Annotated in this window: 18 protein-coding genes; all 18 read right to left on the reverse strand. The window is 61.1% G+C overall.

What is annotated here, in order from left to right:
* On the reverse strand, positions 1–348 hold a 348-nt coding region (locus ACP7B7_RS24605; RefSeq protein ID WP_426078460.1), incomplete at its 3' end, for an SF0329 family protein.
* A gap of 190 nt (positions 349–538) precedes the next feature.
* Positions 539–979: a hypothetical protein gene (locus ACP7B7_RS24610; RefSeq protein WP_426078461.1), complete on the reverse strand. Its 441-nt coding sequence runs from the start codon at positions 977–979 to the stop codon at positions 539–541.
* A gap of 135 nt (positions 980–1114) precedes the next feature.
* A complete protein-coding gene (locus tag ACP7B7_RS24615) occupies positions 1115–1372 on the reverse strand; it encodes a hypothetical protein (RefSeq protein WP_426078462.1) in 258 nt (85 codons plus the stop codon).
* 77 nt (positions 1373–1449) lie between these two features.
* The gene (locus ACP7B7_RS24620; protein WP_426078463.1) at positions 1450–1860 is read right to left on the reverse strand and encodes a hypothetical protein; all 411 of its coding nucleotides are present in this window, start codon (positions 1858–1860) and stop codon (positions 1450–1452) included.
* A 57-nt stretch (positions 1861–1917) separates the two neighbouring features.
* Complete coding sequence (locus ACP7B7_RS24625; protein ID WP_426078464.1) at positions 1918–2481, reverse strand: metal-dependent hydrolase; 564 nt, start codon at positions 2479–2481, stop codon at positions 1918–1920.
* Between the two features lie 187 nt (positions 2482–2668).
* Positions 2669–2941, reverse strand: a complete 273-nt coding sequence (locus tag ACP7B7_RS24630) for a hypothetical protein (RefSeq protein WP_426078465.1) — start codon at positions 2939–2941, stop codon at positions 2669–2671.
* A 72-nt stretch (positions 2942–3013) separates the two neighbouring features.
* Positions 3014–3412, reverse strand: coding sequence for a VOC family protein (locus ACP7B7_RS24635; RefSeq protein WP_426078466.1), 399 nt, complete (start codon positions 3410–3412; stop codon positions 3014–3016).
* A gap of 78 nt (positions 3413–3490) precedes the next feature.
* A complete protein-coding gene (locus tag ACP7B7_RS24640; RefSeq protein ID WP_426078467.1) occupies positions 3491–4105 on the reverse strand; it encodes a hypothetical protein in 615 nt (204 codons plus the stop codon).
* Between the two features lie 119 nt (positions 4106–4224).
* Entirely contained in the window at positions 4225–5532 is a 1308-nt protein-coding gene (locus ACP7B7_RS24645) for a hypothetical protein (RefSeq protein WP_426078468.1), read from the reverse strand.
* Between the two features lie 157 nt (positions 5533–5689).
* Positions 5690–6823, reverse strand: a complete 1134-nt coding sequence (locus ACP7B7_RS24650) for an ABC transporter ATP-binding protein (RefSeq protein ID WP_426078469.1) — start codon at positions 6821–6823, stop codon at positions 5690–5692.
* 1 nt (position 6824) lies between these two features.
* Positions 6825–8099 carry an MFS transporter gene (locus ACP7B7_RS24655; protein WP_426078470.1) on the reverse strand — a complete coding sequence of 425 codons (1275 nt, stop codon included), beginning with the start codon at positions 8097–8099 and terminating at the stop codon, positions 6825–6827.
* A 38-nt stretch (positions 8100–8137) separates the two neighbouring features.
* The gene (locus ACP7B7_RS24660) at positions 8138–8953 is read right to left on the reverse strand and encodes a carbohydrate ABC transporter permease (protein ID WP_426078471.1); all 816 of its coding nucleotides are present in this window, start codon (positions 8951–8953) and stop codon (positions 8138–8140) included.
* Positions 8954–8966: 13 nt separating this feature from the next.
* Complete coding sequence (locus ACP7B7_RS24665; protein ID WP_426078472.1) at positions 8967–9836, reverse strand: carbohydrate ABC transporter permease; 870 nt, start codon at positions 9834–9836, stop codon at positions 8967–8969.
* The gene (locus ACP7B7_RS24670; RefSeq protein WP_426078473.1) at positions 9833–11098 is read right to left on the reverse strand and encodes an ABC transporter substrate-binding protein; all 1266 of its coding nucleotides are present in this window, start codon (positions 11096–11098) and stop codon (positions 9833–9835) included. Before ACP7B7_RS24670 ends, ACP7B7_RS24665 begins: the two co-directional genes overlap by 4 nt.
* Before the next feature lie 67 nt (positions 11099–11165).
* Positions 11166–12179, reverse strand: a complete 1014-nt coding sequence (locus ACP7B7_RS24675) for an SIS domain-containing protein (protein WP_426078474.1) — start codon at positions 12177–12179, stop codon at positions 11166–11168.
* Complete coding sequence (nagA, locus tag ACP7B7_RS24680; RefSeq protein ID WP_308922661.1) at positions 12169–13284, reverse strand: N-acetylglucosamine-6-phosphate deacetylase; 1116 nt, start codon at positions 13282–13284, stop codon at positions 12169–12171. Before nagA ends, ACP7B7_RS24675 begins: the two co-directional genes overlap by 11 nt.
* Positions 13281–14015 carry a GntR family transcriptional regulator gene (locus tag ACP7B7_RS24685; RefSeq protein WP_426078475.1) on the reverse strand — a complete coding sequence of 245 codons (735 nt, stop codon included), beginning with the start codon at positions 14013–14015 and terminating at the stop codon, positions 13281–13283. Before ACP7B7_RS24685 ends, nagA begins: the two co-directional genes overlap by 4 nt.
* Positions 14012–14890: a BadF/BadG/BcrA/BcrD ATPase family protein gene (locus ACP7B7_RS24690; protein ID WP_426078476.1), complete on the reverse strand. Its 879-nt coding sequence runs from the start codon at positions 14888–14890 to the stop codon at positions 14012–14014. The genes ACP7B7_RS24685 and ACP7B7_RS24690 overlap by 4 nt, the downstream gene beginning before the upstream one ends.
* Positions 14891–15017: the final 127 nt, after the last annotated feature.

Below are 15017 nucleotides of genomic sequence, written 5' to 3' on the forward strand. Positions count from 1 at the left end.
GTTGTTGAGCGAGGTGGAATCCTTGATGAAAGGTTTCGGAACTGCATTCACAATAAATTTCGTCTGACTACTTAGCATGACGCCGTTCGCTTCTGTGGTGGTCCAAGCTCTATCGAAAGCTTGTACAGGGGAAGCTCCCTCATCGCGGTGCTTAGCAGCTAATTTGCCTAGCGAAGACAGATAGCTTAGTGATCCAGAACTAAAAATTCTGCTTTTGCCAAGCGTGATCCAGAATTCGCCTTCTTGATCATGCGAATGGCGATATCGAGTTTGGTGCATATCGATGCCTCCCGAAATGGACTCTGCCATGCGAGTTTGAAGTTGCTTTTTAAGTTGTGACCACTGCATACGGTTCTTTCCTTCTGATCTTGAGGCTGCAGCATTTACCGCGAACGTCGGCTTGTGGCCGAACCCGGGCATTCATCACAGAATATCAGATTGCCAACGCAAGAAGTTGAGGGTTTGCTCAACCGGCCGCCCCGAACCAAAGCAGAAGTTCGGTCTAATCTGCAAAGTAACGGGTTAACGGAGTACGAACTCAGAATCCTGAAGCTCGTTCCAAACACAGGTGATCGAAGCGAGATGCGTCCGCGCTAAGCAATTGCTCAGAAACGATTCTTTCGAGATCACTGGAGAAGTTTTCGACATCAAAGCTTGTGAATCTGTATTTCTTGACGATGCGAGGTATTTCGTATATCAAACTCTTGGCAACCACCTCACGCCTCTGAGCGTGAGTCGCTGATACGAAAAATGGAAAATCCAGCATCACATCCATCGAAAGCGATTGCTCCTTCTTTGAGAGACGAATACGCTGCTTGAAGTCAAGAGCCGGGTCGCGACACATTAAGACAACACCAATTCCGCCTGACAAATCTTCGCCATACTTGCGCTCGGCGAAGAAATCTCGCAGTTCCAAGTTTTTTATTGCGTGGTCAAGCTTTGACTCCCAGTTGTAGTCTGTCGTTAGGAAAAAGCGCATGAAAAATATCTATTGGTTAACGATGCTTTATGAAAAACTAATTCTGCCGCTAAGCTGCAAGCAAGTCCCGGATATTAAATTCGACGACCGGCTGCTTCTAGCCGGTAGCAGGCTGCGACGTAATCTAGCTTAATATCAGGCTTCCACAGGCCTTCCATCGATAAGTAGGTGAAACCGTTCACCTGAAAACCCCGCCAGGTGGCTGCCGTAAATGGCCTTCCCGATAGATTCATACCATTTGGAATCTGTAGCGTCGACAGAAACTGTGATATCCGGGTGTTCGGCGGAGATTTTCTCAAGAGCTTCCGCGACTTCAGTTATTGAATGTAGTTTGACGCCATTAAAATCTATGCCGTCATTATCGGAAATTCGCAAAATAATCATCTTGTCCACAACGATACTCCAGAAAGAAGGATGCTTCAGTTTTTTGCATTGGCGAATAGCGGCTCCTGCCCGATACCGGTAACTTATCATATCTTAGTCCAATTTTCCCTACCGTCGAAATTGTAAATTAGACCAGAAGAGATAGGGCTATCACCCGTAATGACTGGCCAGTCCAACCTGAACTGATAAATGTATTCTGGGAGAAGATAATGGCTCTTGGTACTCAAATCGACAACTGCTGTGCGTCGCTCATATTTGGTTGGCATCGCACTAAAAGAAAAATACCGCGAGCATAGCGAAAAACCAAACATGCAGCCCCACGCATATCCTGGGTACGGATTTCCATCAATTGCGAGCAAATGATATGAGTCTCCATGCGGCGGCTCGCCTTCATATAGAAGCTCTATCTCATGCTCTTTGTCCGGGGAAATCAGAAGAAAATCCCCCATGCCAAGGAGCTTGTGGCGGTCCTTGCTCGAAAATTCAACACGTTGCATTCATTTCCTTAGCTTGCGAATGGCTGCTCTTGGCCGTGCGGCGACATTGCGCACGGCTCATGAGACGGGGTCCTGTGATGTTTTAAATTCCGACGAATAAAAAATCCGCCTCCAGGCAACAATACTAATGGCGGCGATTGTCGACGGTATCCATATCCACTGTAGCTCGGACAGAAGAACCCGGACGCCGGTGGCACTGAAAAACCGTCGAATACCAATAGGACTTACTTCTATTATGCGTAGCGGGAAAAATAGTCGTTCATCTGAAAACGGCCAGATCAAGGCGACACCGAGTCCACCGTTTGTCAGCATATCAAGTAACGGGTGCGAAGCGGTGGCAAAAAACATGAACCAAAATGCGTGCTTCCGCGATGAAGCCAGCTGCCTGGCAAAAATCCAGGCAAGCATGGCGAGCAGAAGCGCAAATGCCAGGGAGTGCGTGATTCCCCGGTGTCCCAACTGGTGGGCATAGGGAACGCCGAAGTGAAATGCGAGGACGTCTGCGTCAGGAAGCATCGCGGCAGTCATGCCGATCACAAGCAGGCGCCACGGAATCGCTTTGCTGCCCAAGGCAAGGCCGACTGCGAGTGGGACAACAGCATGCGAAATTATTGATGGCATAAAATTTCCGTAGACTGAACAAGCAAAATGACACCCTAGCTCCTCTTCCGGTCGCTACCAGCCCGGTCATTTTGGCCGAACCCGGCCGTTCTGCCCAGCATAGCAGGCGGCCAGGGTGCAAATCTATCTGCTGCATCGGAAGGCTGGATTCGCCCCAGAGTAGTCGTTGGGAAAGTTGGGCAAAAACTTAATTGTTGAGCTTGTAAATTCGCCGCACCTCTGCAGGAGACATGCTCGATAAGCTCGCCTCAATAACTTCAGGAGTGACACCGAGCGGAAAAAACATGGTGATAACTTCTCCGCCGGGACGCTCCCTGGTGGTTCGGTACTCGTATGACAAATCGCCCTTATCACCAAGGAAGTCCTCGACGAAGTCGAAAAGTTCATAATCCTCGACGACGACAATGCACCGGTTTCCTTCGTCTAGCCCAACGCTGATGTACGGAAGAATTTGCTTCACGAATGTCCTCTAAGAACGAAAACTCTGAATGTCAGGTTCTTGCCAACAATCGACAGAACCTTTCACATCCTGTCAGCCGGCATCAGCGCGGTGGCAGACGGCTTCAATGCGGTTGCCGTCGGGATCGAACAAGAAGGCAGCATAATAGTTTGCGTGATAGTCGCGCAGGCCGGGCGCGCCCAAGTCGAGGCCGCCGTGGGCCAGACCGGCTCGCCAAAATGCCTGCACGGCTGCGCGCGACGGCGCCTTGAAGCAGTAGTGGCGGCGCGGCGCATCGTCCGGAGCGGGGCCGAGACGCACGGAAAAATAGCTGCGTTCGGGATAATCGGCATCGCTGCGCTCGCCATAGCCTATCCATGCATCGGCATGGTCGCTGCCCACTTTGGGCACATCCAGTGCGGCGAAGATGGCGTCATAGAAGCGTTCCGCGCGTTCCAGGTCAACAACGGTCAGAGAAACGTGGTCGAGCATATTAAGTCCATTTGCATTTGTAATCAGACACGCTGGCAGCATGTTGCTGCAATGAGAACTACAAGCTTCGGCGGCGTCTCATTCTTTATTATAACGATCGGCCACATGCAAAGAATGGAATGAGACGAGATCGCCATATCTGGCCGCTGGATGATATGGGTGGTTGTCGATTCTGCCGATGTAACCATTATTTTGCTCGTCGATCGCCGTAACCTCTACCCACAATCGCTCACACTGGTTATCACCTCGATCAGCGTCTTCAGGGGCGAATCGAAAAACGATTTTCACGTGGGATGCGATAGCAAGATTCTCCCGCACTTCGGCAGGTGGCGGCTGTATGTCCGTCAGATACGCGGCAAGCCACACGGCATCCTCCAGATAATAGCCATGGTCTGCAAATGAAGGAAACGGATTGTCCTTGAACCGATCCCAATGTCTCGCGCCTTCGTTCCACTGCGCTCGCCATCCGTATGGCAAGTCGTGCAGGTCCGTGAGCAAGTCGTGATGGTTGATCATCTCCGCCAGACAGACTATCTGCAATGAACTCGCCGTTTCTTCATGGGACGCGCCATGAAATTGCCAGTCTCCATCGTAATCATGGTACACATGCTTGACCGGCGAACCGTTCAATATATCCGTCGTCGCGTAGCAGGCGGTATTGGGAGCGTCAGGAAATTTCCAGGCAGTGGTCATCTTGTGTTCGGATCAAGTCGAGTTGATCATTTTTATGGGTGCTGCATGAATAACGAAGACATAAAAAAAGCGGCGCCGGTGTTGACCGGGGCCGCTTTGTTGTAGCTGATGCCTCAAACTTACGGGGCTGCAGGTGCTGCCGCTGCCGTCACAGGGCGGTTCAGCCAGAAGATCCAGTAGCGGGCCAGGTCGCTCACGCCTTCGCCGCCTTGGACTGTTTCCAGTACCTTGATGGCTTCGTCTTTCTTGCCAGCCATGGCCAGCGAGGAACCGAGGCGCAGCTTGGCGTCTTCGGGGCGCTTCAGGCCGCCCTTGGCGATGCCTTTCTGGATCAGGTCGATACCTTTGTCGAACTGGTCCATCGTCACATAGGCGTAGCCCAGGTTGATCAGGCCGGTGCCGTCCTTGCTCTTGTTGGCGGCCGCTTCACCGGTGGCGATGCTTTTCGCATCGTCGGCTGCGCCTTTGTTGGCCTGGTCGCGCAGACGCTTGTGCTTGGCGGCGTTCGCGCCCGTGCCCAGCAGGCCTTTGGCGTAGCCGGCGTCGAGGACTTTTTTCGCTTCGGTCGGGAAGGCGTTGGCCAGGGCGATTTCCGCCATGTCGCTGTAGTCGCGTTCCGGCATGGTGCCGACGGCCTTGAATTGCAGGCGCAGCACGTCCAGCGCAAAGCGGTCCGAATAGCCGGCCTTGCTTTGCACGCGGCCCAGCAGGTCGGTCCAGTAGTCATCCGACGGGTAGTAGCGCACCAGGTTTTCCATGGCGATCAGGTAGGTCGCCGGTTCCTTGCTTTTCGAACCTGTGTTGGCCAGCAGTTGCAGCTCTTCCAGGGTCGGCGTCTGGCCGGCCTGCTGCTTGGCGGTGAGGTCGGCCATCAGTTCCTGCTTGGCGCGCGCGAAGTCGTTGCCGAAATAATAGGCGCGGATAATGTACGGGCGCACGCTGGCAACGTCGCCGGTTTCCGTCTGGTAGCGCGTAAACCATTTGATCGCGTTCGGATAATCCTTGGCGTTGTAGTGGTAGTTGGCCAGCGCCTGGATGAAGTCGCCTTGCGATTTTTTGTCCAGTTTGCCCGACTCGATCACCGCTTCCAGCGCAGGCATGGCCATCGCGGCATTATTGGTGGTCGAACCCAGCGCCACGCGCAGGCGATTGATGACGAAGGTTTCATATGGTGTCAGGGCCGGCGTGGCGGCGGCCTGGTCGATGCGGCTTTGCACATCGGCGTAGTTCTTGGCATCCATCGACGCCTTGACGGCGGCCGGATCGAGCAGCTTGAAGATTTCAGGGCGTACCGTGTCGGCCGGCGCGGCGGCAGGCGCACCTGCCGCGGCTGGCTTGGCGTCCTGGGCGTGCGACAGGGCAGGCAGGACATTGAGACCGATGGCGGCCAGGAGCAGGCTGATACGGGCAAGACGGAATTGGGACATGGGTTATCCTTCAATCAATAACAAAAAGACGCTCCGGCACGCTCTGCCGCGGATCGCGCGGCGGCCATGCATGGAGCAGGGATTCTTGGAAAACAGGCATTCTGCCACTCCGCAAGCACAAGGCCAAGAGCGGCAGCATGGTCAACATGGGCTATTGTCACATAAACGGGGCGGGCGGGGCGCCTGGCGTGCGCGGCAAGGCCTTGCCCTGGGCATCGAACAGCAGGCAATGGTGGGCCGGAAAATGCAGGCGCAGGGCCTGGCCGGCCTGCGGCAAGCCGCCTTCCACGGCGTGCCTGATGGACAGCGTTTGCGTCACGCCCGGCACGCTGGCGTGCACGATGGCCATGTCGCCCAGGTATTCCACATGGCTGACGGTGGCCTCGACCAGGTTGTCGCCGCTGCTGCCGGTACTGCCGGCGGTGGCGATATGCTCGGCGCGCACGCCCAGGCTCAGGCTGTCTCCGGCCGTCACGCCGCCGCCATCGGCGGCCACCGCCAGCAGGGCGCCGCCAGGCAGGCGTACCGTCACCGTGGCGGCATCGGTGGCATGTGCCACGCAGGCCAGCAAATTCATTTTGGGTGCGCCGAGAAAGCCGGCCACGAACAAGGTGGCGGGGTGGTTGTACAACGCATGCGGCGTGCCGACCTGCTCGATGCGCCCGCCGTTGAAGACGACGATGCGCTGGCCCAGGGTCATCGCTTCGACCTGGTCGTGCGTGACATAGATCATGGTCGTTTGCAGTGCCTGGTGCAGGCGCGACAGTTCCATGCGCATCTGCACGCGCAGCGAGGCGTCCAGGTTCGACAGCGGTTCGTCAAACAAAAACAGCTGCGGTTTGCGCACGATGGCGCGGCCGATCGCCACGCGCTGGCGCTGGCCGCCGGACAGGTCTTTTGGTTTACGCTGCAGCAGCGGCGTGATCTGCAAGATGTCGGCGGCGCGCCCGACGGCCGCGCGCACCTCGGCCTTCTTGTGGCCGGCCAGGCTCAAGGCAAACGCCATGTTCTCGTACACCGTCATGTGCGGATACAGGGCGTAGCTCTGGAATACCATCGCCAGGCCCCGCTCGGCGGGCGCGATATCGTTGGCCAGCTTGCCGGCGATATGCAGCTCGCCGCCGCTGATGTCTTCCAGGCCGGCGATCATGCGCAGCAGGGTCGACTTGCCGCAGCCGGACGGCCCCACGAAGACGATGAATTCGCCGTCGCGTATCTCCAGGTCGATGCCGTGGATGACGGCGTGATCGCCGTAGCGCTTGACGATATGGTTGAGGGTGACCGTTGCCATGCTATGCCTTTGCTCCATCATCTTTTGGCGCGATGCGCATAAAGCGTGACATCACCAGCACGGGAAGCGCCGACACCAGCACCCACAGGAAAAACGTCTTGTAGCCGAGCGCCGTCTGGATGTCGCCGCTGACCATCTTGAACAGCACGAAGCCCAGCTGCATCACGCCGGTGGCGAATGCGTAATGGGCGGTCTGGTATTTGCCGACCGAGACCACCTGCATCATGAACAGGATCAGGCCGACAAAGCCGAAGCCGTAGCCGAACATTTCGGCGCTGAGCGCGGCCGTGATCAGCGCCAGGTCGGTCGGCATGCTGTGGCTCAGGTAATAAAACACCAGGTTGGGCAGATTCATCGCCAGGATCAGCAAGGGCATGGCGCGCTTGAGGCCCAGCGCCGACGTGAAATAGCCGCCGCCTATGCTGCCCAGCAAAAATGCCACCGTGCCGGCCGTGCCGTAGACGGCGCCCACTTCGGTGGTTGACAGGCCCAGGCCGCCCAGTTCGCGCGCTTCGCGCAGGAACAGCGGGCCGATGGTCTGCACCTGCGCTTCGCCGGCGCGAAACAAAATGATAAAGGCGATCATGCCCCAGATACCGGGCTTCTTCAGGAAGTCGATGAACACGTCCCACAGCGTGCCGCCTATGCCGGCCATGCTCCTGTCGGCCACGACAACGTTACGTACCTGCGGCAGCGACCAGCTGTGGTACAGGGCCAGCGCCAGCATCATGGCGCCGATGATCAGGAAGATCGCCGACCATGCCGGCTTGACGCCGATATGTTTTTCCAGGTAGCCGGCCACGATCACCAGGCCGCCCAGCGAAATGAATTTGCCGGCATTGAAAAACGCCCCCTGCCAGCCGGCATAGGCGGCCTGCTGTTTTGGCGACAGGCTGGCGATATACAGGCCGTCGCAGACGATATCGTGGGTCGACGAGGCCAGCGCGGCCACCGCCAGCACGGCCACGCAGGCGGCAAACCAGACCGGTGTCTGCAGCGCCAGCGCAATCATGCCCAGGCTCAGGCCACCGAGGCACTGGAACAGTACCACCATGGTCTTCTTGCTGGCGGCCAGTTCCAGGAACGGACTCCATAGCGGCTTGAAGACCCAGGCCAGGCCGATCGCCCCGGTCCAGCGCGCGATCTGGTCGTTCGGCACGCCCAGGCTCTTGAACATCAGGCCGGCCACCAGCGCCACCGCATAGAACGGCAGTCCCTGGGCAAAGTACAGCGTGGGTACCCAGCTGATCGGACTGCGTGCGGCGTTGTCGTTCATGGAGTCGTGCCTTTCGAGGGAGGTGGTATGCAAGGGGTTCATTTGACGGCGCCGTCCATGCCGCGCATGAAGAAGCGCTGGGTGAACAGGAATGCCAGCAGGGTCGGCACGATGGTGATCAGGGTGCCGGCTGCGATCACGCGCGTGCTGCTGCCGAAGGTGCCGCGCAAATACAGCACGCCCACCGACAGCGGGAATTCGTCGGGCTTGCTCATCACGATCGACGGCCAGATATAGTCGTTCCACGATTCAACCGCCGTCAGGATGCCAACCGTCGCCAGCCACGGCGTGATCAAGGGCAGCATGATGCGGCTGAAGATGATCCACTCGGACGCGCCATCGACCCTGGCCGCGTCGATCAGGTCTTGCGGCACTTCCTCGAAGGCCTGCTTGAGCAGCAGGATGGCCACCGCCGTGACCACATTGGGCAGGATCACGCCGGTGTAGGTATCGACCAGATTCAAACGTGTGATGGTGATGAAGTTGACCAGGAAATTGACCTCGGACGGCAGCACCAGGGTGGCCAGGATCAGGCCGAACACCAGCTTGCGGCCACGAAATTTCAGCCGCGCCAGCGGATAGGCGGCCATCGAACACAGCGCCAGCTTCCAGAACACCGTGAACGCCGCGATCAGCACCGAATTCCTGAAGAAGGACCAGACCGGAATCGCCCGGAACACCTCGACAAAATTATCCAGCGACGGCGATTGCGGCCAGAAGGTCGGTGGAAACGCGAAGATATTGCCCTCGGTGGAAATGGCGGTCACCAGGGTCCACCAGAACGGAAACACGCAGATGACGGCGATCGCGCACAGCACGCCGTAGTGGCCCAACAGTTGCAGACGTTTTTTCAAGATCGCTCCCATTTCAGCGGTGCTTCGGTTTCAGATAGCGCAGGCAGACCAGCGCGATGCCGATGCACAGCAGCGACACGACAAAGCTGGCCGCCAGCGCGCGCGGCAGCTTCAGGTGTTTCAAGCCCTGGTCGTAGGCGTAGTACAGCGCTGTAAACGTCGAATTCATCGGCCCGCCCTGGGTCAGCACATCGACTTCCTGGTAGGCCTTCAATGCCGCCAGCACCGACAATATCGTGCACAGCATGATGGTGGGGCGCAGCATGGGCACGGTGATCTTCCAGAAGCGCTGCCAGCGGTTGGCGCCATCGAGGATGGCCGCTTCCTGCATCTCCGACGGGATAGCCTGCAGGGCCGCCAGGTACATCACCATATACCAGCCCAGGCCGCGCCACAGCGTGACGAACATGACGGCAAACAGCGCCAGGCTGTCGTTGCTGAGCCAGCCCACCGGCGCGTTCACCAGCCTTAACGTCATCATCACGTAGTTGAGCGCGCCCTGTTCGTGGAACATGAAGCCCCACATGATGCCGACCACCGAGACGGTGGTCACCACCGGCACGTAGAAGGCGGCGCGGAACAGGCGGATGCCGGGCAGGCGGTTGTTCACCAGCACGGCGAGCACCATGGCGCCCACCTGCACGAAGGGCACCATCAGCAAAAACACCACCGAGTTCTGCAGGCCGGTGACGAACATCTCGTTGTTGAAGATGTAGCGGAAGTTGTCGAGGCCCACAAAGCGTGTTTCGCGGATCAGGCTGTAGTCGGTAAACGCCAGCACCGAACCGTAGCCGACCGGCCAGAAGGAGAAGGCGGCCAGCAGCAGCAGGGCGGGCGCGAGAAACAGCCAGGCTTGCAGCGTGCGGCGGTGGCTTGGCGTCATCGCGGCTCCCCGTGGCGGGGCATGGTGGCCAGCTTGCGGTTCCAGATGGCGACCGCCTGGTCCAGCGCCTGCCGTACATCCTGCTTGCCGGTGACGCCGGCTTCCACGGCTTTTACCAGCGAGCGGCGCAATTCGTCGTAGTCGTCGATGCCGGCCACGTACAGGGTGCGCGAGTGGCGCATCGACAGGGCGCCGGCGGCCACCGCCTTTTCGGCCGCGCCGGCGTTGGCCGGGGTGGCCAGGAAAAACGGATCGCTTGCCGCTTTCACGGTGGTGGGAAACACGCCGGCCTGGCGCGCGAAGGCCAGCTGCTTGTCGTCATTGGTGAGGAAGCGGGCGAACTTGCCGACCGCCGGCAGCAGGCGCGCGGGCACGCCTTTCGGAATCGCGAAGTGCACCAGCCAGCCGCCGTCGGCGATGCCGGTCGGACCCAGGGGCGCTGGCGCCACGTCGGTGATGGCGTAGATGTCTTTCGCGTCGCTGCGGATGCGCTGCATGGCCGTCGGCGGCGCCAGCAGCATGCCCAGGCGGCCACCTTTATACGCGTCGATCACGGCCGGGAAGTTATCTTCGGCGAACAGGCTTTCTTTCAGCAGGCCGCCCACTTTATAAGTATCGGCCAGTTTTTGGACCAGCGCCACATGCAGCGGCGAGTTGAACACGGCACGGTGATTGTCGATCACGGCCAGGCCCTGCTGCATGAACAGGCCGTCGATTTTCGACAGCGCCGGCGCCAGGCCCGCCTTGCCCGTCTTTTGCGCGATCTGGCGCGCAAAGGCCAGCTGTTCGTCCAGGCTGGCGGGGCCGCGCGTGAGTCCTGCCTGTTTGAAGATGGCGGTATTGAAGGCGATTACCGCCACATTGCTGTACAGCGGAAAACCATAGGTGTGGCCATTGAAACGCAGGTCGGCCAGGGAGGACGGCAAGTAGCCGGCGCGCGCCTCCGCCATCAGGGCGTCGACCGGGAGCAGCAGGCCATCGCGCGCATACTCATCGGCCCAGGGCACGTTCAGGCTGACCAGCGCCGGCGGCGTGCCGGCCACGATGCGCGTGACCAGCTTGGTCTGGATCACGTCCCATGGAAAATCGATCCACTCGATCTTCACGCCAGGGTTCTGCGCCTCGTAGCGCGCCACGGCATCCGTGAAATACGGTGTGAACCTGGGCTTCATGCTGAAGGTCCAGAATTCGATGTTTTCCACGGCGTGGACGCACGGCATCAGGGCCGCGCATGCGAGTGCCGCCAGCAGTCTCTTGATCATTTTTATTATCCCGCGCTGTGCGCTGCCCATGGCCCGGCTCTGCGTCCGGGTCCATGAAAGGTATGGCTTAGTTGGTCTTGGTGACTTTGCTCAAATGCCGTGGCGCATCCGGATCCATGCCGCGCGCGGCCGCCAGCTGGGCCGCCATCACGTAGAAGGACTGGATGGCGACGATGGGATCGAGATCCGGCGTGGCCGATACCGGCAGGGTCAGGTCGCGTTCAAGCACATCGTCGGGCGCCGCCAGCAGCACTTTCGCGCCGCGGCCACGCATCTCTGTCGCCAGCTGCAGCAGGCCTGCCTGGGTCGGGCCGCGCGTGGCGAAGATCAGCAGTGGATAGCCGTCCTCGATCAGCGCCATCGGGCCGTGCTTGATCTCGGCGCCGCTGAACGCTTCGGCCTGCAGGGCCGAGGTTTCTTTGAATTTCAGCGCCGATTCCAGTGCCACCGGGAAGCTGATGCCGCGTCCGACCACCATGATGTTGCGGGCCGGCGCCAGCACGTCCACGGCCGGCGACCAGTCGATGCGGGTGGCGCCCAGCAGGGCTTCGGGCAGTGCTTCGAGGCCCGCCAGCAGTTCCGGGTCGTTCTGCCACTGCGCCACCATGCGCGCGCCGGCCACCAGGCTGGTGATGAAGCTCTTGGTGGCGGCCACGCTTTTCTCCTTGCCGGCGCGCAGCGGCATCGCCCATTCGGCGGCGTGCGCCAGCGGCGAGTCGATATCGTTGACCAGCGCCACGGTGGTGGCGCCGCCGTCGCGGAAGTACTTGATCGGTTCGACCACGTCCGGGCTCTGGCCCGATTGCGAGATCGAGATGGCCAGCGTGTCGCGCGTCTTCAATGGCGATTTATTGAGCGTCACCAGCGACATCGGCAGCGAGGCCACCACGCGGCCCAGGCGCGCCATGATCAGGTAGGCGAGGTAGCTGCAGGCGTGGTCGGAGCTGCCGCGCGCGATCGTCAGCGTGGTGGAAAACTGCGTGCTCCTCAATTTGCGGCCCAGTTCCGCGTAGCGGTCGCCGTCGCTGGCCAGTTGCAGGGCGACGCATTCGGCGGCGGAAACGGCTTCTTCAAGCATCATTGAGGTCACAGAGTTCTCCTTCTATATAAACAGCTTTGAGGTTGAGATCGCGGTCGAGCACGACCAGATCGGCGTAAGTGCCGGGGGCCAGCCGGCCGCGTTCTTGCAGGCCCAGGTAATCGGCGGCATTGGTGGAGACGCGGCGCGAGGCGTCGGCCAGGTCCAGTCCCAGCCCCACCAGGTTGCGCAGCGCCTGGTCGAGCGTCAGGGTGCTGCCCGCCAGGGTGCCGTCGGGCAGGCGCACGCCGCCCATGCACTTTTGCACGGCGTGGCGGCCCAGCATGTATTCGCCGTCCGGCATGCCGGTGGCGGCGGTCGAATCGGTGACGCAGTACAAATGGGGAATCGCGCGCAGCGCCGTCTTGATGGCGCCCGGGTGCACGTGCAGCAGGTCGGGGATCAGTTCCGCGTACTGCGCATGGGCCAGGGCGGCGCCCACCATGCCCGGTTCGCGGTGATGCAGGCCGCTCATGGCGTTGAACAGGTGGGTAAAACCCGACGCGCCGTGCTCGAGCGCGGCCACGCCGTCTTCATACGAGCCCAGGGTGTGGCCGATCTGCACGCGCACGCCACGGTCGGCCAGTTGGCGCACCAGGTCCAGGTGGCCGGCGATTTCCGGCGCCACCGTGATCACGCGCAGCTGCGCCAGCGTTTCCAGCCGTTCGATTTCGGCCAGGGTGGCGGCGCGCGCGTAGTTCGGCTGCGCGCCCAGCTTGCCCGAATTGATATAGGGGCCTTCCAGGTGGGCGCCCAGCACGCGCGCCGCGTTGGGACGGCGCTGTCTGGCCGCCGCGCCGATGGCGGTCAATGCCATGTCGATGTCTTCGGGCGGCGCCGTCATGGTGGTGGCCAACAGGCTGGTGGTGCCGTGGCGCGCATGGATGGCGGCGATCGCATGCACGGCGTCGCCGCCTTCCATGATGTCGTGGCCGCCGCCGCCATGCACGTGCAGGTCGATAAAGCCGGGCAGGATATAGTCGTCGCCGTTCTGCGACGGGTGGCTGGAGGCGCCGTTGACTGCGGTCACGCGTTCGCCGAAGGCGATGGCGCCGTGGACCCAGCCGGCCGGGGTCAGGATATTGCCTTGGATAGTAGTACTGCTCATCTGCGTGACTCCGCTACGAATTCATAATAATCACTGCGGCAATAAGAGTGGGTCAGTTCCACCGCCGCGCCATTGTCGAGATAACTGACACGGGTGATGTGCAGCATGGCCTCACCCTCCTTGATTTGCGCCAGCCTGGCCTGTTCCGCGCTGGCGTTGACGGCGCGGATATGCTGCAGCGCGCGCATCGGGATCGCGCCGCGCGCTTCCAGGTAGCCGTACAGGCTGTCGTTCACCTGCTGCGGATCGGGCATGTACTGCAGCGGGATGGTGGTCGTTTCGATCGCCATCACCACGTCGTCGGCCGTGCGCAAACGGCGCAGGCGCGCCACCGGCATATGCGGCGACAGGCCCAGCGATAGCAGTTCCAGCGGCGCGGCCGCGCCGATGTCGCGCTGCAGCCAGCGCGAACCGGCCGTGAAGCCGCGCTGGCGCAGCTCTTCCGAAAAACTGGTCAGGCGCGACAGCGGCTGTTCCAGCTTGGGCGTGATATAGGTGCCCGAGCCGCGCTTCCTGGTCAGCATGCCGCGCTCGCACAGCATGTCGATCGCCTTGCGCGCCGTGACGCGCGACACGGCCACCATGTCCGACAGCACGCGTTCGGAAGGCAGCGCCTGGTTGGCGCGCCACTCGCCGCCGGCGATGCCGTCCGACAGCATGTTCGCCAGCTGCAGATACAGCGGCGTATCGCTGTCCGGTTCCGGCTTGAAGGCCGCCAGGCTGCTCATCATGATGGTAGGCCTTCCAGGCGCTGGCGCACCAGGCGCAAGGCGCCGGCCGCCGAATCGCCCTGCGCCGGCACCACTTTTTGCAGCAGCGCGTCGGGCAGCCAGGCGCGCAAGGGCGCGGCCAGGCCGCCGCACAGTGCCACCGGCAAGCCGCCGTGCGGGTCGAGCGCGCTGGCGATCAGCGCGACCTGGCGGCCCGCTTCCGTCAGCAGGCCATGCGCCATGGCGTCGCTGGCGGCGTGGTCGAGCACCACGCGCGCCAGTTGCGCATAGGTGGTTTGCGTGGCCGCCGCCAGCCAGGCCTGCATGGCGTCGCGATCACCGCCGCAGGCATTGACGATGGCCGTGGAAAAGCCGCTGGCGGGTACGCGGCCGTCGACCGCTTGCTGCGCATGGTTGACGGCGCGCATGCCGATCCAGGCGCCGCCCGCTTCGTCGCCGGAAGGAAAGCCCCAGCCGCCCACTTCCCGGCGGCTGCCGTCGGCATGCCGCACTTCGCCCACGCTGCCGGTGCCGATCGCCACGATGGCGCCCGCCTGGCCGCCATGGGCGCCCAGCAGGGTGGTCAGGGCGTCCGATTCCAGCGCCACGTGGGCATAGCCGGGATGGTGTTCGATAAAGCTGGCGGCCCACTGTTTGTTGTGCACGCCGGCCAGGCCCAGGCCGATGGCCATGCGTTGCAGGGGCGGCTGCGCCAGGCCCGCCTCGACAAACGCCAGTTCAACGGCCTGCGCCACCGCCGTCCATGCGTGGGCGATGCCGTGCGCCAGGCCGGACGGCCCGCTGTGTCCCTGCGCCAGTTCTTGCCCGTCGGGCCGCGCCAGGCGTACCCGGGTACCGCTGCCGCCGCCGTCGACGCCGATTATGTATTCGATCATGTGTGGTCCAGCCATGGTGGATGGCGCCGGCCCCTGTTGTTTTGCGGGCGGCGAAAAAGCTGAAAGCACTATAGGGTTGGCGCGCGGCGCTGTCAACAGGTATTTAAGTGGTATTGTATGTGGTGGC

It is taken from the genome of Janthinobacterium sp. PSPC3-1 (assembly GCF_049896105.1).
GTDB lineage: Bacteria > Pseudomonadota > Gammaproteobacteria > Burkholderiales > Burkholderiaceae_D > Janthinobacterium.